The following is a 23,758-nucleotide window of genomic DNA, read 5'->3' as shown; positions in this document are numbered from 1 at the left end:
TCCTCTACGATAGGTTCTCGTCCGACCTCCGATGTCGGCGACGCTAGGTCAAGTCACAGCAGGTTAGCGAAGCCGGATTCAGAGGAAGGCGAACAAGACCGGCCGCGAGCAATGGGCCTGGGTCTTCGCCCATTTTATCGCTTAGACTTATCCCATGGGACTCTTGACCTTCAGCATCAATCTGACCTTGGACGGCTGCATCGACCATCAGGAAGGGATCGCGGATGACGAAACCCATGCCTTCTTCACCCGCCTGATGGACGACAGCGGGGCGATGCTGTGGGGCCGCGTCACCTACGAGATGATGGAGAGCTATTGGCCGGCAGTCGCGCGCGGCGAATTGTCCGCGCCGCCGGCGGTGCGCGAGTGGGCGGTCAAGCTGGAAGCCAAGCCGAAATATGTGGCGTCGTCGACGCGACGGGCCTTTCCCTGGACCAATAGCCACCCCATCGTCGGCGGCCTGCGCATGGGCGTGCAAAGGCTCAAGGACGCGACCCCGGCCGGCGTGCTCCTAGGCAGCGGCAAACTTGCGACCGAGTTGGACCGGCTCGATCTGATCGACGAGTACAGGCTGCTGGTCCACCCCCGGATCGCCGGCCACGGCCCAACCCTGCACCAAAGCGGGCTGCCCAGCACGCGACAGTTGGAGCTGATTTCAGCCGCGCCGCTTCGTAATGGCGCGGTCGCCCTTCATTACCGGCGCGCCCGTTAATGCTGGTCGGTTCGTTTCGGAGCCTCTCGTTGCGCACACGGCATACTCGCTCCACGTCCGTTTCTGGCGCGCCGATCTGCTAGGCCCATCCTGTACGAACACGGAACGCCACGCCGATTTCATGCGAACTGCACCATCTACACCCTGTTTTTTCGACGCCGGGTCTGAAAACCGCTAGGAAGCCGCCGAACCTCAGGAGCACCCGCCATGATGACCGCCATCTTCGTCTTCATCAAATGCGAGCTGGGCTATGCCAATGAGGTGGCGGCCGATATCGTGGACAATGTCGAGAATGTGTCCGAGGTCTATTCCACCTCGGGCCAGCACGACCTGCTGGCCAAGTTCAACCTGCCGCGCGACGCCGACATCGGGACCTTCGTGACCAAACAGGTCCAGACTCGGCCGCATGTGCGCGACACCTTCACAGTCATCACCTTCTCGCCCTTCCTGCCGAAGAAGGGCTAAGACAGGCAGAAGGGAGAACACGCCATGATGTCGCGAACCAACGCGCCCGCCTACCTGACCGGCTTCGGCAACCATTTCGCCACCGAGGCGGCGCCCGGCGCCCTGCCGGTGGGCCAGAACTCACCGCAGAAGACGCCGATGGGGCTTTACGCTGAACAGCTGTCTGGCACCGCCTTCACCGCCCCGCGCGCCGAGAATCGGCGCAGCTGGCTCTATCGCCTGCGCCCCTCGGCGCAGCACGGCCCCTATGTGGCCTTCGACCAGGGGCGCGTCCGCTCGGGTCCGTTCGACGAGACGCCGCCCAACCCCAACAGGATGCGCTGGGACCCGCTGCCGGTCCCCGAGACGCCCACCGACTGGGTCGAGGGCCTGGTCACCTACGGCGGCAACGGCGAGCCGGACGGCGGGGCGGGGGTGGGGGTCCACCTGTACGTCGCCAATCGATCCATGACCGACCGGGTCTTCTACGACGCCGACGGCGAACTGCTGATCGTGCCGCAACAGGGCGCGCACCGCTTCGTCACCGAGATGGGCGTGATCGAGGCCGAGCCCGGCCATATCGTGCTGATCCCGCGCGGCGTGCGGTTCCGCGTGGAAATCGACGGCCCCGTTCGCGGCTATGTCTGCGAAAACTACGGCAGCCCCTTCCGTCTGCCAGACCTGGGGCCGATCGGGTCGAACGGCCTGGCCAATCCGCGCGATTTCGAAACCCCGGTCGCGGCGTTCGAGGACGTGGATCGCCCGACCCAGTGCGTGCAGAAGTTCGGCGGTCGGCTCTGGGCCACGACCTTCGACCACAGTCCGCTGGACGTCGTCGCCTGGCACGGCAACCTGGCGCCCTGCCGCTATGACACCGCCCGGTTCAACACGATCAACACCGTCAGCTACGACCACCCCGATCCGTCGATCTTCACCGTCCTGACCAGCCCGTCGGAGACGCCGGGCACCGCCAACATCGACTTCGTCATCTTCCCGCCGCGCTGGATGGTGGCCGAGCACACCTTCCGTCCACCCTGGTTCCACCGCAACGTCATGAGCGAGTTCATGGGCCTGGTGACCGGCGCCTATGACGCCAAGGCCGGCGGCTTTGCGCCCGGCGGCGCGTCCCTGCACAACCGCATGAGCGGCCACGGCCCCGACCAGGCCAGCTACGATGGGGCGGTCAAGGCCGAGCTGAAGCCGCACAAGATGGAAAACACCCTGGCCTTCATGTTCGAGACCCGAATGCCGATCCGCGTCACGAAATGGGCGCAGGAATCACCGCAGATGCAGCTCGACTACGACGACGTGTGGTCAGGTTTCCAAAAAGGACAGATCCCTTGATCCGCACCACCCTCTTCGCCGCCCTGGCCCTTGCGGCCGCCGCCTGCTCGCCCCAGACCAGCACGGGCGCCGGCTCCGATGCGCCCATGCAGAGCGCCGACGCCTCGGCCTGCGCCGCGCGCGGCGGCACGATGAAACAGGTCGGGCGGATGCAGAGCTGGCAGTGCGTGATCTCCTACGCCGACGCCGGCAAGCGCTGCACCGACGGCGACGACTGCCAGGGCGACTGCCGGGTCGAAGGCAATACCGGGATCGCCGCAGGAGCGGCGACGGCCGGAATCTGCCAGCCCACCAGCGACCGGTTCGGCTGCAACACCGTGGTCGAGGACGGCAAGGCCGGCCAGACCCTCTGCATCGACTGATCGCCCAGCGATCAGGCATGAAAAAGCCCCCGCCGCGAACGGCGGGGGCTGATCGTCCGTAAACGGATTAGTGCGTCGACGGCGTGTTGGTGGTGGTCATGCCGCCGTCGGCGTTGCCGCCCTGCTGCTCGACCATGTCCGCCTTGCGGTCGGCGTTTTCTTCAACGCGATCGGCCTGTTCGTTGAGAGCGGTTTCCTGCGCCTCGTTCGGGGTCGCGGCGGCCTGGGCTTCCAGCGAGTCGGCCTGGGCTTCGCCCTGGGCTTCGATGGCGTCCGCTTGGCTTTCGGCGGCCTTGTCGGCGGCGCTTTCACCGCAGGCGGCGACGCCGGCCAGGGCGAACAGGGACACGGCGGCGATGGCGATCTTTTTCATAGGGCTTCCTCCATTGTGGAGATGAGGAAACGTTGCTGTGTCCGATCGGTTCACGCCGCCGTGATTTTTCTGCGAGCTCGCGTTACTCGCCCAGCTCGGCGAAGGCGACGCGGGCGGCGCCCAGAAGGGCGGCGTGCTTGTGCATGATCACCTTGGTCGGGATCTCCTGCATATAGTCCTTGAACCGCCCCTTGCGCTCGAACCGCTGGCGGAAGGGGCTGGCCTTGATGAAGGGCAGGATGCGCGGGACGATGCCGCCGGCGATATAGACGCCGCCGCGCGCGCCCGTGGTCAGGGCGATGTCGCCGGCGACCGCGCCCAGGATGGCGCAGAACCGGGCCAGGGTGGCGCCGCACGGGCTGTTGGGGTCCTTCATAGCCGTCTCGGTGATCTCGGCCGGGTCGTCGATATGGGTCTCGCGTCCGTCGATCTCGGCAAGCGCCCGGTGCATGTTCAAAAGGCCGGGGCCGCAGATCAGGCGTTCGATGGACACCCGATCATAGCGGCGGCGCAGGATGCGCAGGATTTCGTCCTCGACCGGGTCGCCGGGGGGGAAGCAGGCGTGACCGCCTTCGGACGGCATGGCCATTTCCTTGCCGTGGGCGTCGCGCACCAGGGCCGAGACGCCGAAGCCGGTGCCGGGGCCCAGCACCGCCACGGTCGAGTGCGGATCGCCGTCCACCGGCCCGCCCAGGCTTTCCAGCTGGTCCTCGGGGACCACGGGGGCGCCCCAGGCCAGGGCCTCGAAATCGTTGATCAGCTTGACCGGCTTCAGGCCCAGGGTCTGAAGTTCCTTTTCCGACACCGCCCAGGGCGAGTTGGTCAGGTCGATGGCGCCGTCGGTGACGGGGCCGGCCACGGCGATGACGCCGCCGGTCGGCTTGACCTCGCAGCCGTCGATGAAGGCGGCGACGCCCTCAAGGAAGGTGGGATAGGTTTCGGCCGGGAAGCTGTCGTGGTGCTCCAGCACGGGTTTGCCGTCCACCATGCGGGCCAGGGCGAAACGAGCGTTGGTGCCGCCGACATCCCCGACGAGTTGGGGGCCGGCGCGAAGGGTCTTGTCATTCATTGAGGCGTTTCCTGCGGTCGGTTCGGCGGATCAGGCGTCCACCGTCCGGTCGACGAAGTTGGGGTCGGGCGGGGTGTCGGAATGACCGCCGCCGCCGGGCGGCACGGCGAAACAGACGGTCGCCCCCTGTTCCGCCGTCGTCACGACGCGGCGGAAGGCGCCGAACAGCTCGCGGCCATAGCCCCAGGACGACCCCTCGGCGTTGACGGCGGACCGTGCGGCCGGCGGTCGGCCGGTCAGGTCGGCCACGCCTACCGTGGTCAGAACCCCGGCCTCGGCGTCCAGGCGGATGATGTCGCCGTCGCGCACATGGGCCAAGGGGCCGCCCGCCAGGGCCTCGGGGCTGACGTGGATGGCGGCGGGGGTCTTGCCGCTGGCGCCCGACATGCGGCCGTCGGTGACGAAGGCGACCTTGAAGCCCTTGTCCTGAATGACCGACAGGGCCGGCGACAGGCTGTGCAGTTCGGGCATGCCGTTGGCCTTGGGCCCCTGGAAGCGCAGCACCACGACCACGTCGCGGTTCAACTTGCCGTCCCGGAAGGCCTGGAGCGCGTCTTCCTGCGTCTCGAACACGGCGGCGGGGGCCTCGACGATGCGGTTCTCGGGCTTGACCGCCGAGATCTTGATGACCGCCCGGCCCAGGTCGCCCTGGACGAGCCGCAGACCGCCCTCCTTGTCGAACGGGTTGGAGGCGGGACGCAGGATGTCCAAGTCGAGGCTTTCCGCGACGCCGTCGCGCCAGACCAGTTCGCCGTCCACCATCGACGGTTCCTGGAAATAGGCCTCGATGCCCTGACCCATGATGGTCGTGACGTCGGCGTGGATATGCCCGGCCTGGGCCAGTTCGCGGGCCACGAAGGCGACGCCGCCGGCGGCCTGGAAGGCGTTCACATCGGCCGAACCGTTGGGATAGACGCGGGCCAGAAGCGGCGTGACCGACGACAGTTCGTCCATGTCGGTCCAGTCGACCAGCACGCCCGCCGCCCGCGCCATGGCGACCAGGTGGATGGCGTGGTTGGTCGATCCGCCGGTGGCCAGCAGCGCCACGATCATGTTGACGATGGACTTCTCGCTGATGACGTCGGCCATGCGGCATTCGCCGCTGCGGGCCAGTTCGACCGCCCGCTTGGCCGCCGCCGCCGTCAGGGCGTCGCGAAGGCCGGTGTCGGGATGGACGAAGGCGGTGGACGGCATGTGCAGCCCGCCCAGCTCCATCATCATCTGGTTGGAGTTGGCCGTGCCGTAGAAGGTGCAGGTGCCGGGCGAGTGATAGGAACCGATCTCGCTTTCCAGCAGGGTCTGGCGATCAACGCGGTTCTGGGCGTATTCGGCCCGGACGCGGGCTTTTTCCGCATTCGGAATGCCCGAGGGCATCGGCCCGGCCGGAGCGAAGACGACAGGCAGGTGGCCGAAGGTCAGGGCGCCCATGAACAGGCCGGGCACGATCTTGTCGCAGACGCCCAGCATCATGGCCGCGTCGAAGGCGTCATGCGTCAGAGCCACGCCGGTGGACATGGCGATCACGTCGCGGCTGAACAGCGACAGCTCCATGCCCGGTCGGCCTTGGGTCACGCCATCGCACATGGCGGGGGTGCCGCCCGCGACCTGGGCCGTGGCTCCGACCTGACGCACCGCCTCGCGCACCACGCCGGGAAAGCGCTCGAACGGCTGGTGGGCCGACAGCATGTCATTATAGGCCGTGACGACGCCCAGGTTCGGCTTGGACCCATCCATCGCTGTCAGCTTGTCGGCGATGGTCTGGCCGGCGAAGGCGTGGGCCCAGTTGGCGCAGCTCAGCTTGGCGCGGCCGGTCCCGCTGTCGCGGGCGGCGTCCATGCGACGGATGTAGTCGGCGCGGGTCGCGCGGCTTTTCTCGACGATGCGGGCGGTGACCGCGGCGACCGTGGGGTGCAGGGCCATGTCAGCTGTCTTCCGTGTACAGAACTTCGAGGGGAACGCCGGCGGCGATCAGGGCGGCGATGGGCTGGATCTTGGGGTCGCCTTGGGCCTCCTGTTCGAACACCCGGCGCTTGGCGGCGCCCTTCAGGCCCAGAATCACCCGGCCGGCCGACATCAGATAGGGCAGGTTGATCGACAACCTCTCCAAGCTGGGCGCGCGGCCGTCACGGCCGTGAGGCACGCCCAGCACCGTCGGCTTCAGCGTCGGGGTCAGCAGGGTCTTCAGGGTGGGGCTGTCGGGGAACATGGAGCAGATATGGCCATCCTCCCCCATGCCGAGAAGGACCGCGTCGAAACGACCGCCTTCGGCCGCCAGCGCGTGGGCCGCGACGGCGGCGGCGCGATCGACCGTGACCTCCGGCGTATAGAGGGGGATGAAGCGACCGGCTGAGGCCTTGTCCTGCAACAGCACGTCGCGGATCAGACGGGCGTTGGACTCCGGCGAGGTCTCGGGGACATAGCGTTCGTCAACCAGGGTAACGGCGATCTTCGACCAGTCCAGATCGGTCGCGGCCAGGCGGCGATAGACGGGGGCGGGGGTGGTGCCGCCTGGGCCGGCGAAGACGGCTGCGCCCTTGTCCCGGACGGCGGCGCCCAGCGTCTCGGCCAGGCGCGCCGCAATGGCCTCGGCCCAGGTCTCGACGGTGGGGAAGGCTTCGATCACGGGCGTGTCAGACATTGGTCGTGTTCCATTCGCGGCCGGTGCGCATCATCAGCATGTCGGCGCTGTCGGGCCCCCAGGATCCGGCGACGTATTCGTCGGGCTTCTGGCCGGATTCGGCCCAGGCCTCGGCAACCTCGTCGACCCATTTCCAGGCCTGTTCCGCCTCGTCGCGACGAACGAACAGGGTGGAGTCGCCCGCCATCGCATCCAGCAGCAGCCGCTCATAGGCGATGCGGCGGCGCGGCGGCGCGACGGACTTGCCGTCTACACCCCACGACAGGCTCATCTTGATCGGCTGAAGCTGCATGCGGCGATCCAGGCCGGGGCGTTTGTTCATGACCGTCAGCGAAATGTCTTCCTCGGGCTGCAGCTCGATGATCATGCGGTTGGCCTGAACCTCGCCGCGGTCGTCACGGTCGAAGATCGAGTGGGGCAGCGGCTTGAACTGGATGACGATCTCGGTGCGCTTCTCCGGCAGCCGCTTTCCGGTCCGCATGAAGAAGGGCACGCCGGCCCAGCGCCAGTTGTCGATGTCGGCGCGTACGGCGACGAATGTTTCGGTGTCGGAGGGCTGTCCGCGCTCTTCGTCATAGCCCTTGGCCGGCTTGCCCTCTGAGACGCCCGCCACATACTGGCCGCGCACGGTGACGCGCTCAGCCTCGTCCACCGTGACGGGACGCAGGGACCGCAGCACCTTGACCTTTTCGTTGCGCACCGAGTCCGGGTCCAGATCGCTGGGCGGCTCCATCGCCACGAGGCAGAGCAGCTGCAGCATGTGGTTCTGCAGCATGTCGCGCAGGGCGCCGTATTCGTCGTAGTAGGGCCAGCGGTCGCCGACCCCCACCGTCTCGCCGATCGTGATCTGGACGTGATCGATGGACAGGTTGTTCCAAAGCGGCTCGAAGATGGTGTTGCCGAAGCGCAGGGCGATCAGGTTCTGGACCGTCTCCTTGCCCAGATAGTGATCGATGCGGAACACCTGGCTCTCGCTGAAGGCGTGGGCCACAGCGTCGTCGATTTCCAGGAAGGACTTCAGGTCGCGCCCGACCGGCTTTTCCAGCACGATGCGGCAGTTCTTGTCCGCCAGACCCGCCGCCTTCATCGCCGTGACGATGCGGGCGTAGAGCGAGGGGGAGACGGCTAAGAACGACGTGACCTCGCCGTCGCCGACCTTGTCCTTCAGGGGCTTGAGGCTGTCGGGCGAGGTGGCGTCCACGGCCAGATAGTCCAGACGGGCCTTCATCCTGGACCAGCTGGGTTCGTCCCAGGCCTGGTCGGCCTCGGCGCGCGCCTTCACGGCCTCATGCACCTTGGCGATGTAGTCGTCGGCGCTCTCTTCCGAGCGGGCGGCGCCGATGATCTTCAGCCCTTCAGGCAGCAGGCCGTCGTGTTCGAGGAAATACAGCGACGGCAACAGCATGCGCATCGCCAGATCGCCGCCGCCGCCGAACAGAATGAGAGCCGCCATAGAATTTCCCTCGACTGTCCCATTTGTCGGGACGCACGCCTTTACGGCCTAGCCGCTGTCTTTGGCCGCTTCCGCACGCGAGGCCAACACGTCCAGCACGTCCTGAAACACCATGTTACGGGCATGGAGAAGAACGAGCAGGTGATAGATCAAATCCGCAGCCTCGCTGGCGAGTTCCTCGTCAGGGCCTGCGACGCCGGCCAGAGCGGTCTCTACACCCTCCTCGCCGACCTTCTGGGCAATGCGTTTGGGACCCTGGGCGATCAGTTTGGCGGTCCAGCTTTCAGACGGATCGGCGGCGGCGCGCACGGCGATGGTCTGTTCCAGCCGGGCAATGCGGCCCACGCCTGGCGCATCGGCCTCGCCGAAACAGCTGGTGCGGTTCAAGTGGCAGGCGTTGCCGACCGGGTTCACCGACAGGACTAGGGCGTCGTTGTCGCAGTCGGGCGTTATGCCCACGACATGCAGCCGGTCGCCCGAGGTCTCGCCTTTGCGCCAGCGCCCGCCGCGCGAACGCGAGAAGAAGGTGGCCTCGCCTGAGGCGAGGGTCTCGTCCAGGGCGGCGCGGTCCATATAGGCCAGGGTCAGGACCTGGAGCGTGGAGGCGTCCTGGACCACCACGGGGACCAGGCCGTCGCCCTTGGCGAAATCGATGGTGTTGGGGTCGATCATGGTCGTTGCTCCTGATCCTCCACTGCGAAGCGGGGGAGGGGGACCGCGCGCAGCGTGGTGGAGGGGGCGGAAACGGGCTGGGTGTGGAACGTCTGGCGACAGAGTCCGGGGTCGCCCCCTCCACCACTTCGTGGTCCCCCTCCCCCGTTTCGCTGCGCTTCTCGGGGGAGGATCACAACCTCATCTCCAAACCTTCGTCCGCCAGATAGGCCTTGAGGTCGGGAATGGCGATGGCGCCGGTGTGAAAGACGCTGGCGGCCAGGGCGCCGGAAACGTCGGCCTGTTCGAACACGGCCTTGAAATGCTCGGGCGCGCCGGCGCCGCCCGAGGCGATCAGGGGGATGGTCAGGCGCGCGCGGGCGGCGGACAGTTGTTCAATGTCGTAGCCTTTCCGCACCCCGTCCTGGTCGATACAGTTCAGCACGATCTCGCCGGCGCCGAGCCTTTGCGCCTCGTCAAGCCAGTCCAGTGTGCGCTTGCCGGCGTGACGGCGCGCGTCGGGATCGCCGGTGTATTTGTGGACCACCCATTCGCCATCCTCCAGACGACTGTCGACGCCGACGACGACGCACTGCCCGCCCAGTCGCGCGGCCATGTCGGCGATCAGTTCCGGGCGTTCCAGGGCGGGGGAGTTGATCGACACCTTATCCGCCCCGTGATCCAGGCAGCGGGCCGCCTGGTCCACGCTGCGAATGCCGCCGGCGACGCAGAAGGGGATGTCCAGCAAACGGGCGATGTCCTTGATCCAGCCATAGTCCAGCGTCCGGCCCTCGGGGCTGGCGGTGATGTCGTAGAAGACCAGTTCGTCGGCGCCCGCGTCGCGATAGCGGGCGGCCAGCTCCGCCGCGTCGCCCATGTCGGTATGGCCGACGAACTTCACGCCCTTGACCACCCGTCCGTCCTTGACGTCCAGGCAGGGGATGATCCGCCGCGCGGTCATGCGCGCCTGGCCGTCGCGATGGCTTCGGGCAGGGTAAAGCGGTTCTCGTAAAGCGCGCGTCCCACGATGGCACCGTGACAGCCCAGGGCCTTTACAGCGGCGATGTCGTCCAGCGACGAGACCCCGCCCGAGGCCTGAAGCACCAGGTCGGGACGGCGCTGACGGATTTCCGCCAACAGGTCCAGGTTCGGTCCGGTCATTGCGCCGTCGCGGCCGACGTCGGTGACCAGCAGATGTTTTGCCGTCCCCTTTGGATAGCGATCCAGCGCCTCCCACAGGGTGACGCCTGACGACTGGGTCCAGCCCTTCAGGGCGGGAACGGGCACGCCGTTCTCGATCTTCACGTCCAGGGCCAGGGTGATGTGCTCGACGCCGAAGCCCTTGAGCCAGGCGGCGACGTCGTTGGGCTGGGTCACAGCCAGGGAGCCGACGACGACGCGCGACACGCCCGCGTCCAGCAGCTTGGCCACGTCGTTGGCTCCGCGCACCCCGCCGCCCGACTGGATCTTGACGTCGATGGCCTGGGTCAGTTCGCCGATCAGGCCATGCTGGCGCGCCTCGCCCGCCTCGGCGCCGTCCAGATCGACGATGTGGATCCACTGCGCGCCCTCGGTCGCGAAGGCGGTCAGCCGGGCGGCCGGCTGTTCGTCATATTGCGTCACTTGGTCGAACTTGCCGTGCATCAGGCGCACGCAGACGCCGTCCTTCAGGTCGATGGCGGGGTAGATCAGCATGTCAGGCTCAGGAAGTTCTTGAGGATGGTCGCACCGGCCTCGGCCGAGCGTTCAGGGTGGAACTGACAGCCCCAGCGGTTGGCGGATCTCACCATGGCCGGGACGGCGCCTCCATAGTCGGCGCGGGCCAGGGTGGCGGGGCCGTCGGGACAGACATACCCGTGGACGAAATAGGCGTAGGCGCCGTCGGCGACCCCCTCCAGCAGCGGGTCGTCGCGGTCCCGCGTCAGGCGGCTCCAGCCCATGTGCGGCACCGGCAGGTCGCCCGCGGGTTCGAGCCGGGTCACCATGCCGGGTATCAAGTCCAGCAAGCCGACGCCGTCGCCCTCTTCGCTGCGCTCGAACAGCAGTTGCTGGCCCAGACACACGCCCAGCAGGGGGCGGGAGAAGGCGCGGATCGGATCGACCAGACCCAGTTCGGCCAGGCGGGCCATGGCGTAACCGGCCGCGCCGACGCCTGGCAGGATGACCCGTTCAGCCTCGGTGATCACAGCGGGATCGTCGGTCAGGCGGACGGTGGCGCCTAGCCGTTCCAGCGCGAACTGAACCGAGGCGACGTTGCCGGCGCCATAGGCGATGACGGCGACTTCCATCAGCGATACTCCACCGCGGAGCGCGGGAGGGGGACCGCGCGCAGCGTGGTGGACGGGGCGGAAGCGGACTGGATGTCGAACGCCAGACGACGGAGTGTGGCGTCGCCCCCTCCACCGCTTCGCGGTCCCCCTCCCCCGTTGCGCTGCGCTTCACGGGGGAGGATTTGGCGCACGCTCATCACAGCACCCCCTTGGTGGACGGCACGGTGTCGCCCTCGACGCGGATGGCCTGGCGCAGGGCGCGGCCGAAGGCCTTGTAGACGGCTTCGGTCTTGTGGTGGTCGTCCTGGCCCGTGACCGAGATGTGGACGGCGGCGCCCATCGCTTCTGCCAATGAACGGAAGACGTGGGCCGTCAGGTCGGTGCGGTAGTCGCCGATGAAGGGGGTGTCGAACGTCCCTTCGAACACCGGATAGGGGCGACCCGACAAGTCGATGGAGACGGTGGCGTTGGCCTCGTCCATCGGCAGGACGAAGCCGTATCGGGCGATGCCCTTGCGCTCGCCCAGCGCCTGTTTCAGCGCCTGGCCCAGGGCAATGGCGCTGTCCTCAATGGTGTGGTGCGGGTCGGTGTGCAGGTCGCCCTCGCATTGAAGCCGCAGGGAAAAGCCGCCGTGAGCCGCGATCTGCTCCAGCATGTGGTCGAAGAAGCCGACGCCGGTTGCGATCTTCACCGGGCCGGGCGCGTCCAGATCGACGGCGCAGACGATGCGGGTCTCTTTCGTATCGCGCACAGCTTGGCCCAAGCGGGACGGGCGGCGCTTGGCGGGCGTGAGGCCGAAGGCGGCCAGCAGCCGGTCGTTGACCTCGGGCTTGATCGAGACGGGCAGGCGCAGGCGGTCGCCGGACAGGTCGGCCGCGACGCCATAGGTGGCCAGGGCGGCCAGGGCGGCGGCGGGGTCTTCCGGCCGGGCCATGATGATGGGGCCGACGCCGGCCTCGACCGTCATCTGGCGGGCCAGTTCGCGGGCGATCCGCTCGCGCTCGCGTCGGACCGAGGCTATGTGCTCGGCGGTCTCGATCATCCGCGACGGGTCCAGCGCCTGTTGCGCCAGCCGCACCAGGGGTTCGGGCAGGGCGTAGGGCTCCAGCACCGACGCCAGGCGAGCCAGGGTCGGTGCCTGCGCGATCGCCGCGCCGACGCGGGCGCCGGCCAGGCCATAGGCCAGGGACAGGCTGCGCAGCACGACCAGGTTCGGCTGATCGGCGACGACGGTGGCGGCGGAAATGCTGTCGGAGAACTCGATCAGGCCCTCGTCCACCACCAGCAGGGCGGGGGCGACGCGGGCGGCCATTTCGGCGACGGCCTCGGGCGAGCCGAGGGCGCGGATGACGACGACAGCGGGTCCGCCCCTGGCCGGATAGATGGCGGCGAGACTGTCATAGGGCTCGGCCTTGGGCGCCTCGACCGAACCGCCGTCGCGGGCGGCGAGGCGATAGGCCAGCTCCAGCCCGTGGGTCAGGCCGCGCACCGGCAGGACCTGGTCGGCGGGTACGGCGTAGATCGCGGCCATGCGGGCGGCGAGGGCGGAGGCGTCGCCGGGATAGCGGTCCAGGCCCTCGCCGCCGGAGACCAGCGGGGGATAGGGGGCGGGTAGGGTCATATTGATCCTCCACCGAGGAGCGAAGCGGAACGGGGGAGGGGGACCGCCCGAAGGGTGGTGGAGGGGGCGGATGTCCCACGGGCGTCTGACGACAGGAGTCGTGCGAGACTTGCCGACATCGAGTCTGCGGTCGCCCCCTCCACCGCTTCGCGGTCCCCCTCCCCCGCGTTACGGGGGAGGATCAGGTTGATCACGCTCATCCCTCGCTCCTCAGGTCGGCGGCGCGGGCGTGGGCTTCCAGGCCCTCCATCCGGGCTAGGCGGGCGGCGATGGGCGCAAGCGCGCGGGCGCCGGCCTCGGAGACCAGTTGGACCGACATGGTGGTCATGAAGCTGGCGGTGGTGACTCCGCCCAGGGTGCGGGCGCCGCCGTCGGTCGGCAGGACGTGGCTGGGGCCGGCGGCGTAGTCGCCCAGGGTCTCGGCGGCGAACCGGCCGACGAAGACGGCGCCGGCGGCCTTGATGGACGGGACCAGGGCCTCGGGGTCATCGACCTGAAGCGCCAGGTGTTCGGGGCCATACAGGTTGGCGACCTCTGCGGCGTCGTCGAGATCGCGGACCAGAATGGCGCGAGCCTCGTTCAACGAGGCGCGGGCGATGGCTTCGCGCGGCAGGGTGGCGATCTGAACCTCAACCTCCGACAGGATGTAGTCGATGGTGGCGCGGCTGGTGGAGACCAGCAGAACTTGCGCGTCCGCATCATGCTCGGCCTGGCTCAGCAGGTCGGCGGCGGCGATCTCGGGGGCGGCGTCGCGGTCGACGATGACCATCAGTTCGGACGGGCCGGCGGGCATGTCCACGGCGGGGCCTCCGGGGAGGGCGGACGCCTGTTTCTTGGCTTCGGCCACATAGGCGTTGCCCGGGCCGAACAGCTTGTCGCAGGCCGGGATAGTTCCGTCCTCCAGCTCGACGCCGAAGGTCAGGGCGGCGATGGCCTGGGCGCCGCCCATCAGCCAGATGGCGTCCAGACCGGCCTCTGCGGCGGCCAGGATCATGGCGGGGTGGACGCCGCCATCTTTATCCGGCGGCGTGACGGCGACGCGCTGGCCCACGCCCGCGACGCCGGCCGGAATGGCCAGCATCAGCAACGACGAGAACAGGGGCGCGGTGCCGCCGGGGATATAGAGGCCGGCCGAGGCGATAGGACGCCAGGCCAGTTTGGAGCGCACGCCGGGGGTGGTCTCGATGAAGGGGGTGTCCTCCGGCTTGGTCGCCTGGTGGAAGACGCGGACATTCTCGGCCGCCATGCGCAGGGCGCGGACGTCGCCGGGGGGCAGGGCGTTGCGCGCTTCAGCCACGGCCTCGGGCGTGATGGCGATGCGGCGGGGCGGCGCCTTGTCCAGCTTGAGGCACCAGTCGGCGACGGCCGCGCCGCCGCGTTCACGCACGTCGTCCAGGATGGTGCGTACCACGTCGGTCACGTCGCCGGCGGTGCGCTGGGCCGGGCGGGCCAGGGCCGCCTTTCTTCCGGCGGCGTCGAGGGAAGACCAGTCGATCAGCTTCATCACATCATCTTCTCGATCGGCAGGACAAGGATGGCGGAGGCGCCGGCGGCCTTCAGCTTCTCCAGCGTCTCCCAGAAGACGGCCTCCTGGCACACGGCGTGGACGGCGACCGCGTCGTCGCGGCCCATCAGGGGCATGACGGTCGGCGAACCGGCGCCCGGCAGGATGGAGGTGATCTCATCCAGCGCCGACCGCGGGGCGTTCAGCATGACGTATTTGGCGCCTTGCGAGGACACCACGCCGGACATGCGTTCGATCACGCTGTCCAGCAGGTGCTGCAGGCCGGGCTCGGGGGCGACGGGGGACTGGATCAGGACGGCCTGGCTTTCCAGCACCGTGTCCTTGGCGCCCAGGCCGTTGGCCTCCAGCGTCGCGCCGGTCGAGACCAGGTCGCAGATGGCGGCGGCCAGTTTCAGCCGGGGGGCGACCTCGACGGCGCCGCGCATGACGACGATCTCGGCCTTGACCCCTCGCTCGTCCAGGAAGCGGCGCAGGATCTTCGGATACGACGTGGCGATGCGCAGCCCGTCCAGCGAGGCCGGGCCGTCATAGGCCAGGGTCGGCGGGGTGGCGATCTTGAGGGTGCAGCGGCCGAAGCCCAGGGGCATGACGATGGAGGCGTTGGCCCCGCCGTTGCGGCCTTCCTCCAGCACGTTCTCGCCGACGATCCCCAGGTCGCAAACGCCGTCCGCCACGAAGGTGGGGATGTCGTCGTCGCGGACGCGCAGCAGGTCGATGGGATAGTTCTCGACCCGATAGAGCAGGTCGTTGTGGCCCTTGACCCATTTCAGACCTGCGTCGCGGATCAGGTCGAGGCTGCGGTCGGCCAGACGGCCGGATTTCTGGACGGCGATGCGAAGCCGGCCCTGGACGGTGCTCATGTTCGGATACTCAGTTCGTGTTCTTCAGGCGGTCCAGGGCGAGGCGATAACCCTGGTGCGGCATGTCTTTCAGATAACGGGCGACGCGGACGACGGTGGTGGGGCTGGCGTGGGCCTCGGCCGCGATCTCGCGATAGGATTTGCCGCCGGCGTCGAGCAGGCGCGCCACCTGCCAGCGCTCGGCGAAGGCGCGCAGTTCCGCTGGGGTGCAGAGGTCGGCGAGGAAGGCGTCGATCTCCTCGCGCGTCTGCATCGATAGCAGGGCGTCATGGAGGGCGTCGCGGGCGAGCGGGGTCGTCATGCGTGTTCCACTATGCTGTAACAGTGGCACGGTCAAGGGGGGTGTTCATTTCCTCCCACATGGTGGGGAGGGGGACCGCTCGAAGCGTGGTGGAGGGGCTTTTGAAGTCCCACGGGCGCCTGTGATGCGGTGAAGAACCCCTCCGTCATGGCGCAGGCGCCGCGCCACCTCCCCGCTTCGCAGGAGGAGACAGATCGTGCGGCGCGCATTATCTCCCGTCTCATGACCAAGATTTTGATCATCGGCGCCGGACATGCCGGCGGCTCCGTGGCGGCCTTTCTGCGGCAGTACGGCCATGACGGCCCCATCGTGCTGGTGGGCAAGGAGGATGCGCCGCCGTATCAGCGGCCGCCGTTGTCCAAGGCCTGGCTGAAGGGCGAGGCGGATCTGGAGGCGCTGCTGCTGCGGCCGCTGAGCTTCTATAAGGAACAGGGCATCGACTTCCGGCCTTCGACCGTCGCCGTTTCCGTGGACCCCGAGGCGAAGACGGTCGCCTTCCATGACGGATCGAGCGAGACCTATGACGTCCTGGTCCTGGCGACGGGGTCGACCGCGCGCAAATTGCCTGTGCCGGGTGGGGACCATCCCGATCTGCTGGAACTGCGAACGCTGAAGGACGCCGAACGGCTGAAGGTCGTGCTGGGGCCGGGCAAGCGGCTGGCGGTGGTCGGCGGCGGCTATGTCGGGCTGGAGGCGGCGGCCTCGGCCCGCGCCCTGGGCGCCGAGGCGTTGGTGATCGAACGGGCGCCGCGCGTGCTGGCACGGGTGGCGTCGGAGACCTTGTCGACCTTCTTCACGGCCCAGCACAAGGCGCACGGGGTCGAGATCTTGACCGACGCGGAAGTCGTCGCCGTGGCTCATGACGGCGTGACCTTGGCGGACGGATCGGTGGTACGGGCGGACGCGGTGCTGGTCGGCGTCGGGGCGCTGGCGTGCGACAGCCTGGCGCGGTCGGCGGGTCTGACCTGTGATGACGGTGTGGTGGTGGATGGTGAGGCGCGGACCAGCGATCCGGCCATCTTCGCCGTCGGCGACATGACGCGGCGGCCGATCCCGATTCACGGCGGGGTTTCGCACCGGCTGGAGAGCGTCCCCAATGCGCTGGAACAGGCCAAGCAGGCGGCGGCGGCCATCGTCGGGCGCGCCGGACCGACGCCCGAGGTTCCGTGGTTCTGGTCCGATCAGTATGACTTCAAGCTGCAGATCGCCGGCCTGCCGTTCGACGCCGACCGCCAGGTGGTCCGCGGCGATCCGTCGGCGGGGGGATTTGCGGTGTTTCACCTGAACGGGGACAGGATCGTCTGCGTCGAGGCCGTCAACGCCCCGCCGGAGTTCATGGCCGGCAAGCAGTTGATCGGCAAGGCGACGCCGGTGGACGTGGACAAGCTGGCCGATCCGACTGTGTCGATGAAGGCCGTGGCGGCGGGTTAGCCGTCTCCTCCCTGCGGAGCGGGGAGGGGGACCGCGCGAAGCGTAGTGGAGGGGCTCCTGAAGGCCCGCAGGCGCTGGTGATTTGAAGAAGAGCCCCTCCGTCACGGCGCGAAGAGCGCCGCGCCACCTCCCCATCGCTTTGCGATAGGGAGGAGACCGCTCCCGTCGTCGCCGCAGTGCAACAAAACTGTTGCGCTTTCCGTTACTCGAGGATCAAGCTGCGAACTCAACGCGGCGGGGGCGAATGACGAGAGCTTTCGACGAAATGAAGGGCGGCGGGTCGGGTGCGATCCGCGACAGCTACAAGACACTGGCGGCCTGGCTGGAAAACGCCCCGCCGGATCTGCTGCAGGCGCGCTCGCGCCAGGCGGAGCTGTTCTTCCGCCGTATGGGCGTGACCTTCGCCGTCTATGGCGACGAGGAGTCCAACGAGCGGCTGATCCCCTTCGACGTGGTGCCGCGCATCATCGGCGCGGACGAATGGAGAGGGCTGGAGACCGGGCTGAAACAGCGGGTCTCGGCCATCAACGCCTTCTTGAAGGACATCTACGGACCGCAGGAATGCATCAGGGCGGGCATCGTCCCGGCCGACCTGATCCTGACTAATCCGCACTATCGGCCCGAGATGCAGGGCCGCCGGCCGCCGGGCGATGTCTGGTGCCATATCTCGGGCGTCGATCTGGTGCGCACCGGCGAGGACGGTTTCTACGTTCTGGAAGACAACTGCCGCACGCCGTCGGGCGTCTCCTATATGCTGGAGAACCGCGAGATGATGATGCGGTTGTTCCCCGACCTGTTCGCCGAACATGCGGTGCGGCCGGTCGAGATCTACACAGACATGCTGTTGCGCTCGTTGCAGGCCTCGGCGCCCTCGGGGGCGGGCGAAGATCCGACCATCGTGGTGCTGACGCCGGGGCCGTTCAACTCGGCCTACTATGAGCACAGCTTCCTGGCCGACAAGCTGGGGGTCGAGCTGGTCCAGGGCACCGACCTGTTCGTCAACGACGACACGGTCTTCATGCGCACGACCGAAGGGCCCAAGCGGGTGGATGTCATCTATCGCCGCATCGACGACGACTTCATCGATCCCCTGACCTTCATGCCGAACTCGACGGTGGGGGTGCCGGGGCTGATGTCGGCCTATTTCGCCGGACGGGTGACCCTGGCCAATGCGGTCGGCACGGGCGTGGCCGACGACAAGGCCGTCTATACCTATATGCCCGAGATCATTCGCTTCTTCACCGGCGAGGATGCGATCCTGCAGAACGTGCCGACCTGGCGGTGTCGCGAGCCCGATGCCTTGAAGGAGGTGCTGGGCAAACTGGACGAACTGGTGGTCAAGGAAGTGGGCGGTTCGGGCGGTTACGGCATGCTGGTCGGGCCGACCTCGACCAAGGCCGAGATCGAGGCCTTCCGCGCCAAGCTGATCGCCGATCCCGACGACTTCATCGCCCAGCCGACGCTGAGCCTGTCGACGGCGCCGACTTTGAACGGGGGCGCCCTGTCGCCGCGCCACGTCGATCTGCGGCCGTTCGTCCTGTCCAGTCCGGCGGGGGTGCGGGTCGCGCCCGGCGGCCTGACGCGGGTGGCGCTGAAAGAGGGGTCGCTGGTTGTGAACTCCAGCCAGGGCGGCGGAACCAAGGACACCTGGGTGCTGGACAACTGATGCTTTCACGCACTGCAGACAGCCTTTACTGGACCGGCCGCTACATGGAGCGGGCGGATTTCCTCGCGCGCATTCTTGAGGCCGCCATTCGCCTGGCCGCCCTGCCGGCCAAGGATCAGGCCACGGTCACGGCCTGGGCGGGGGCCATCGCCTCGTCGGGGGTCAAGAGCGGCTTCGACGCCTCGGGCCGGACCATCTCGGAGAAGTCGGTCCGCGAATATCTGGCCTTCGGCTACGACAACTCGACATCGATCAAGGCCTGCATCACCAAGGCGCGGACAAATGCGCGCTCGGTGCGGACGGCCCTGACCATCGAGCTGTGGGAGGCGATCAACGGCGCCTGGAACGGGCTGAACGAACTGGGCGAGCCGACCAAGCGCGACGACTTCACCAACTTCCTCGACTTCGTGAAATCGACGTCCCTGGCGGTCGAGGGCGCCTCGTCGCGGACCATGTTGCGCAACGACGCCTACTGGTTCCTGCGATTGGGGATGGCGATCGAGCGGGCCGACAACACCGCCCGCCTTCTGGACGTGAAATATCACCTGCTGCTGCCACCCGGCGAACGGGTGGGCGGACAGTTGGACTATTTCCAGTGGACGACCCTGCTGCGCGAGGTCTCCGCCCTGACCGCCTATCGCTGGGTCTATCGCGAGAGCGTGCGGCCGTGGCTGGTGGCGGACCTGCTGGTGCTGAACCGCCAGATGCCGCGTTCGCTGGCGTCGTGCCAGGGGATGATTGTCAGTTACCTGGAGCGGCTTGCGACCGACTACGGGCGGCGCGGCCCGGCCCAGCGTCTGGCCTCCAACCGGCTGACCCAGTTCAACGAGGCAAAGATCGAGGACATATTCCAGTCGGGCCTGCACGAATATATCCAGGGCTTCCTGAACCAGAACAACGCCCTGGCCGCCGCCGTCCAAGAACAGTATTTGGTCTGACCATGCGGATCCGGATCGACCACTCCACCCGCTACGCCTACGCCCGCCCGGCGCGGTTCATCGTGCAGATGCTGCGACTGACGCCCAAGTCGTGCGAAAGTCAGCAGGTGCGCGACTGGCGCATCGAGACCGATGTGGACGCCCGCTTGCGTCGCGGCGAGGACGCCTTCGGCAACGTGGTCCACAGCCTCTATACCGAGCGGCCGACCGACGCCCTGACGATCCGCGTCACCGGCGAGGTGGCGACGGTGAACACCGGCGGCGTGGTGCGGGGTCAGGCCGAACGGCTGTCGCCCATCGTCTTCCTGCGCGAGACGCCGCTGACCCGGCCGGACGCGGCCATCGACGACTTCGCGCGGTCCATCCCCGAAGGGCCTACCCTGGGCCGGATGCACGCCCTGATGGGGGCGCTGAACCGGGACGTGGCATTTGAGGTCGGCTCCACCTCCGCCTCTCACACCGCCGCCGAGGCCTTCGACCAGCGGCGCGGCGTCTGCCAGGACCACGCTCAAATCTTCATCGCGGCCGCGCGGACGCTGGGCGTGCCGGCGCGCTATGTCTCGGGCCACCTCAGCCGTCAGGACGGCCAGCACGACCAGGACGCGGCCCACGCCTGGGCCGAGGCCTGGGTGGAGGATCTGGGCTGGGTCGGGTTCGATCCGGCGAACGGCATCTCCCCGACCGAACACTATGTCCGCGTCGCCGTGGGCCTGGACGCCCAGGGCGCGACGCCGATCCGGGGCACCAGCTACGGCGGCGGCCAGGAAAGCCTGACGGTCGCCCTGCATGTGCGGCCTGTGCAACAGAGCCAGCAGCAATTGCAGTCGCGCGGATGGCCCTGATAGGCATGTCGCGCGAATCTGTTAGCGTCACCGGATTCGCAACGCGGGGAGCGGATAGAGCGAAGTGACCTATTGCGTAGGCATGCTGGTGGACGAGGGGTTGGCGATGATCGCCGACACGCGCACCAATGCGGGCGTGGACAACATCTCGTCCTATCGCAAGCTGCACATCTTCAAGACACCCGGCGAACGGATCCTGGCCGTGGCGACGGCGGGCAATCTGTCGGTGACGCAGACGGCCCTGGCGACGGTGGCCGAGGGGGTGAGGCTGCCCGACTCGACCGAGCCGGAAACGCTGGAAACCGCCCCCACCCTGTTCCGCGCCGCCCAGATCCTGGGCCATGCGATGGCGACGGTGCGGGCCACGATCAACACCCCCGCCTCGCCGACGGCCGATGCGCTGAACGTCAACGCCTCCATGCTGCTGGGCGGCCAGATCGCCGACGGCAAGATGGGGCTGTACCTGATCTACGGGCAGGGCAATTTCATCGAGTGCGGACCGGACACCCCCTATCTGCAGATCGGCGAGCTGAAATACGGCAAGCCCATCCTGGACCGGGCGCTGCACAGCTCCACGCCCCTGTCGGAGGCGGTGAAGCTGGGGCTGATCTCGTTCGATTCCACCATCCGCTCGAACATCGCGGTGGGGCCGCCGCTGGACCTGATCGTCATTCCGCGTGGCCGGTTCACCGGCATGGAGCGGCGCATCGACGCCGACGATCCCTACTTCCGCGACCTGGGCCGTCGCTGGTCCGAAGCCCTGGCGGCCGCCCACCGGGCCATGCCCGATCCGACCTGGCTGGAGCTTGCGAAACCCTCGGGGCCAAGGGCGATCAGCGCGGTCCCCTAATTAAGATTGCGATTTGTTCGCAATTTGTCTTGTGCGGCATGGTGAAGCTGGTTATTGCGACCGCATCGCAAAATCAGACCAAAAGGTCGCAAGAATATGTCCGACTCCCGCGCCGCCACCCTCCGTGCGCTTCTCTTCGCCTCCAGCGCCGCCGGCATGCTGGTCGCCGCCCCCGCCATCGCCGCCGACAGGCCCGCTGACGCGACCGCCGAGGACGGCGTGATCGTCACCGCCGACCAGCAACAGCAGCCCGCCAACCTGGGCACGATCGACGTCAACGGCCAAATCCGGAAGCGCGAGCCGCAAAGCCCCGAGTTCGTGGCCCCGCTGATCGACACGCCGCGCTCGGTGACAATCATTCCCGAACAGGTCATCACCCAGACAGCCGCGACCTCGCTGGAAGACCTGCTGCGCAACTCGCCCGGCATCACCTTCGGCGCTGGCGAGGGCGGCCAGCCCCTGGCCGACCGTCCGTTCATCCGGGGTCAGTCGTCGGGCAACAACATCTTCGTCGACGGCGTGCGCGACACCGGCGGCCAGCAGCGCGAAGTCTTCGACCTTGAACAGGTCGAGGTCATCAAGGGCGCCGATTCCGTCTATTCGGGCCGCGGCTCGGGCGGCGGCAGCATCAACCTCAGTTCCAAGCAGCCGCGCCTGGCTGATGCGGTCAGCGCCAGCGCCGGCGTGGGCACCGACAGCTATTATCGCGCCACCGTCGACGGCAACTGGCGGCTGAACGACACCAGCGCCTTCCGGCTGAACCTGATGGCGACCGAGGGCGACGTCCCCGGCCGCGACGCGGTGGATTTCGAGAAGTACGGCCTGGCCATGGCCCTGGGCTTCGGCCTGGGAACCGACACGTCGGCGACCATCAACTACTACCACCTGACGGCCGACTCGATGCCGGACTACGGCATTCCGCTGGATCGCAAGCTGGGGATCACCACGACCGACAGCGGCATTCTGGACGTGCCCTACGACACCTTCTACGGTCTGAAGGCGCGCGACTACATGCGCAACGAGGTCGACAGCCTCACGGTCAAGCTGGAGCACCGTTTCAGCGACAATCTGACTCTGCGCAACTTGACCCGCTATTCCGAGACGCTGAACGACTATGTTGTCACCAACCCCGGCGACGGCGGAGCGGCGGTGCTGATCGACGATGTCTGGTGGATGAAGCGAGGCACCAAGTCGCGCTGGAATCCGGCCGAGACCTTCGCCAACGTCACCGATCTGTACGGCAGCTTCACCACCGGCGGCCTGAGGCACGACTTCGACCTGGGCGTGGAATATTCGCGCGAGATCAACCGCAACGCCGGCTACACCGTCACCACCACGGGCGGCACGGCCTGCCCTGCGCCGCTGACCGGCTTCGACTGCACGCCGGTCTATGATCCCGATCCGAACGATCCGTGGAGCGGTTCGATCGCGCGGGGCGCCGAAACCCATTCCAACACCACCAGCTGGGGCGTGTACGGCGCCGACTCGATCGCCTTCGGGCCGAAGTGGGTGCTGAACCTGAGTCTGCGCTACGACCGTTACGAGACCGAGGGCGCCACCATCGCCCGCGGCGCGTCCACGCCGGTGTTCGACCAGGGCGAATGGGACTTCGTCAACTATCAGGTCGGCCTGGTGTACAAGCCCACCGCCAACACCAGCGTTTACGCCTCCTACGCCACCTCCTCGACGCCGCCCACCGTGTCCAGCGGCGACCAGAACGGATCGAGCGGCGGCGAGGGCAGCGGCAATCTGGAAGGGAAGGTCCTCGATCCGGAAGACACCGAGAACTATGAGATCGGCGCCAAGGCCGAACTGTTCGGCCAGCGGCTGACCCTCAGCGGCGCCCTGTTCCAGACCACCCGCAAGAATGCGCAGATCCTGATTTCGGACGGCGTGTACGAACAGGCGGGCGAGACCGAGGTCAAGGGATTGGAGCTGGGCTTCTCAGGCAGCGTCACCCCGCTGTGGACCGTGTTCGGCGGCTATACCTACATGGACTCCGAACTGGTGCGCGGCGCCTACAACAACGCCAATGTGGGCGACCCGCTGGCCAATACGCCCAAGAACAGCTTCAGCCTGTTCACCACCTATCGTCTCCTGCCCAAGCTCAGCCTGGGCGGCGGCGTCTACTATGTGGACGACCGGTTCGGCGGCAACCAGGGCGGCGCGGGCGGCGGGGCCAGCGCGGTCTATGCGCCCAGCTACACCCGGCTGGACCTGTTCGCCTCCTATGACGTGACCGACCGCGCCAGCCTGCAGCTGAACGTCAAGAACGCCACGGACGAGGAATACATCATGCGCACCAACGGCGTTCACCACGCCGATCCTGCGCCGGCCAGCCAGGCGATCCTGACGCTGAACGTGCGCTTCTAAAGGCGGGCCTACCCGGCCTATCCTGTGGCGGTCCC

At 67.8% G+C, this 23,758-nt stretch carries 23 protein-coding genes; 10 read left to right on the top strand and 13 right to left on the bottom strand.

What is annotated here, in order from left to right; all coding sequences use genetic code 11:
• Positions 1–154: 154 nt before the first annotated feature.
• The 4 genes from ACODSC_RS14860 to ACODSC_RS14845 all read left to right on the top strand — a co-directional run bounded on the left by ACODSC_RS14860 (position 155) and on the right by ACODSC_RS14845 (position 2,862).
• Positions 155–712 carry a dihydrofolate reductase family protein gene (locus ACODSC_RS14860; protein ID WP_488814777.1) on the top strand — a complete coding sequence of 186 codons (558 nt, stop codon included), beginning with the start codon at positions 155–157 and terminating at the stop codon, positions 710–712.
• A gap of 207 nt (positions 713–919) precedes the next feature.
• Complete coding sequence (locus ACODSC_RS14855) at positions 920–1,177, top strand: Lrp/AsnC ligand binding domain-containing protein (RefSeq protein ID WP_488814775.1); 258 nt, start codon at positions 920–922, stop codon at positions 1,175–1,177.
• A 27-nt stretch (positions 1,178–1,204) separates the two neighbouring features.
• Entirely contained in the window at positions 1,205–2,500 is a 1,296-nt protein-coding gene (gene hmgA, locus ACODSC_RS14850; RefSeq protein ID WP_488814792.1) for a homogentisate 1,2-dioxygenase, read from the top strand.
• Positions 2,497–2,862: a hypothetical protein gene (locus tag ACODSC_RS14845; RefSeq protein WP_488814774.1), complete on the top strand. Its 366-nt coding sequence runs from the start codon at positions 2,497–2,499 to the stop codon at positions 2,860–2,862. The genes hmgA and ACODSC_RS14845 overlap by 4 nt, the downstream gene beginning before the upstream one ends.
• Positions 2,863–2,929: 67 nt before the next feature.
• Here the strand turns inward: ACODSC_RS14845 and ACODSC_RS14840 are convergent, their stop codons facing one another.
• From ACODSC_RS14840 to ACODSC_RS14780, 13 genes are all read right to left on the bottom strand, one after another.
• A complete protein-coding gene (locus ACODSC_RS14840; RefSeq protein WP_488814773.1) occupies positions 2,930–3,235 on the bottom strand; it encodes a hypothetical protein in 306 nt (101 codons plus the stop codon).
• Between the two features lie 82 nt (positions 3,236–3,317).
• On the bottom strand, positions 3,318–4,304 hold the full coding sequence (gene glk, locus ACODSC_RS14835; protein WP_488814771.1) for a glucokinase: 987 nt from the start codon (positions 4,302–4,304) through the stop codon (positions 3,318–3,320).
• A gap of 30 nt (positions 4,305–4,334) precedes the next feature.
• Positions 4,335–6,224: a phosphogluconate dehydratase gene (gene edd / locus ACODSC_RS14830; RefSeq protein WP_488814770.1), complete on the bottom strand. Its 1,890-nt coding sequence runs from the start codon at positions 6,222–6,224 to the stop codon at positions 4,335–4,337.
• 1 nt (position 6,225) lies between these two features.
• Entirely contained in the window at positions 6,226–6,942 is a 717-nt protein-coding gene (pgl, locus tag ACODSC_RS14825) for a 6-phosphogluconolactonase (protein ID WP_488814769.1), read from the bottom strand.
• On the bottom strand, positions 6,935–8,395 hold the full coding sequence (gene zwf / locus ACODSC_RS14820; RefSeq protein WP_488814768.1) for a glucose-6-phosphate dehydrogenase: 1,461 nt from the start codon (positions 8,393–8,395) through the stop codon (positions 6,935–6,937). Before zwf ends, pgl begins: the two co-directional genes overlap by 8 nt.
• A 48-nt stretch (positions 8,396–8,443) precedes the next feature.
• Positions 8,444–9,067 carry a bifunctional phosphoribosyl-AMP cyclohydrolase/phosphoribosyl-ATP diphosphatase HisIE gene (gene hisIE / locus ACODSC_RS14815; RefSeq protein WP_488814767.1) on the bottom strand — a complete coding sequence of 208 codons (624 nt, stop codon included), beginning with the start codon at positions 9,065–9,067 and terminating at the stop codon, positions 8,444–8,446.
• A 172-nt stretch (positions 9,068–9,239) separates the two neighbouring features.
• On the bottom strand, positions 9,240–10,007 hold the full coding sequence (hisF, locus tag ACODSC_RS14810; protein WP_488814766.1) for an imidazole glycerol phosphate synthase subunit HisF: 768 nt from the start codon (positions 10,005–10,007) through the stop codon (positions 9,240–9,242).
• The gene (hisA, locus tag ACODSC_RS14805) at positions 10,004–10,741 is read right to left on the bottom strand and encodes a 1-(5-phosphoribosyl)-5-[(5-phosphoribosylamino)methylideneamino]imidazole-4-carboxamide isomerase (RefSeq protein WP_488814765.1); all 738 of its coding nucleotides are present in this window, start codon (positions 10,739–10,741) and stop codon (positions 10,004–10,006) included. The genes hisF and hisA overlap by 4 nt, the downstream gene beginning before the upstream one ends.
• Complete coding sequence (hisH, locus tag ACODSC_RS14800; RefSeq protein WP_488814764.1) at positions 10,735–11,334, bottom strand: imidazole glycerol phosphate synthase subunit HisH; 600 nt, start codon at positions 11,332–11,334, stop codon at positions 10,735–10,737. The genes hisA and hisH overlap by 7 nt, the downstream gene beginning before the upstream one ends.
• 178 nt (positions 11,335–11,512) lie before the next feature.
• Positions 11,513–12,937 carry an imidazoleglycerol-phosphate dehydratase HisB gene (gene hisB / locus ACODSC_RS14795; RefSeq protein WP_488814763.1) on the bottom strand — a complete coding sequence of 475 codons (1,425 nt, stop codon included), beginning with the start codon at positions 12,935–12,937 and terminating at the stop codon, positions 11,513–11,515.
• A 196-nt stretch (positions 12,938–13,133) separates the two neighbouring features.
• Positions 13,134–14,441, bottom strand: coding sequence for a histidinol dehydrogenase (gene hisD, locus ACODSC_RS14790; RefSeq protein WP_488814762.1), 1,308 nt, complete (start codon positions 14,439–14,441; stop codon positions 13,134–13,136).
• Entirely contained in the window at positions 14,441–15,322 is an 882-nt protein-coding gene (hisG, locus tag ACODSC_RS14785; protein ID WP_488814760.1) for an ATP phosphoribosyltransferase, read from the bottom strand. The genes hisD and hisG overlap by 1 nt, the downstream gene beginning before the upstream one ends.
• A 10-nt stretch (positions 15,323–15,332) precedes the next feature.
• On the bottom strand, positions 15,333–15,623 hold the full coding sequence (locus ACODSC_RS14780; protein WP_488814759.1) for a YerC/YecD family TrpR-related protein: 291 nt from the start codon (positions 15,621–15,623) through the stop codon (positions 15,333–15,335).
• Positions 15,624–15,845: 222 nt separating this feature from the next.
• Here ACODSC_RS14780 and ACODSC_RS14775 point away from each other — a divergent pair, with 222 nt between their 5' ends.
• From ACODSC_RS14775 to ACODSC_RS14750, 6 genes are all read left to right on the top strand, one after another.
• Complete coding sequence (locus ACODSC_RS14775; RefSeq protein ID WP_488814758.1) at positions 15,846–17,054, top strand: NAD(P)/FAD-dependent oxidoreductase; 1,209 nt, start codon at positions 15,846–15,848, stop codon at positions 17,052–17,054.
• A 244-nt stretch (positions 17,055–17,298) separates the two neighbouring features.
• Positions 17,299–18,720: a circularly permuted type 2 ATP-grasp protein gene (locus tag ACODSC_RS14770; RefSeq protein ID WP_488814757.1), complete on the top strand. Its 1,422-nt coding sequence runs from the start codon at positions 17,299–17,301 to the stop codon at positions 18,718–18,720.
• The gene (locus ACODSC_RS14765; RefSeq protein WP_135193667.1) at positions 18,720–19,658 is read left to right on the top strand and encodes an alpha-E domain-containing protein; all 939 of its coding nucleotides are present in this window, start codon (positions 18,720–18,722) and stop codon (positions 19,656–19,658) included. The genes ACODSC_RS14770 and ACODSC_RS14765 overlap by 1 nt, the downstream gene beginning before the upstream one ends.
• Positions 19,659–19,660: 2 nt before the next feature.
• Positions 19,661–20,500 (top strand): transglutaminase family protein, encoded by an 840-nt coding sequence (locus ACODSC_RS14760; RefSeq protein ID WP_488814756.1) that lies wholly within the window; start codon positions 19,661–19,663, stop codon positions 20,498–20,500.
• 64 nt (positions 20,501–20,564) lie between these two features.
• Positions 20,565–21,350, top strand: a complete 786-nt coding sequence (locus ACODSC_RS14755; RefSeq protein ID WP_488814755.1) for a proteasome-type protease — start codon at positions 20,565–20,567, stop codon at positions 21,348–21,350.
• 96 nt (positions 21,351–21,446) lie between these two features.
• A complete protein-coding gene (locus ACODSC_RS14750) occupies positions 21,447–23,723 on the top strand; it encodes a TonB-dependent receptor (RefSeq protein ID WP_488814754.1) in 2,277 nt (758 codons plus the stop codon).
• Positions 23,724–23,758: the final 35 nt, after the last annotated feature.

Source organism: Brevundimonas sp. FG128, assembly GCF_057809775.1.
Note: the sequence above shows the minus strand (reverse complement) of the source record. Positions and strands in the feature narration are given on the sequence as shown.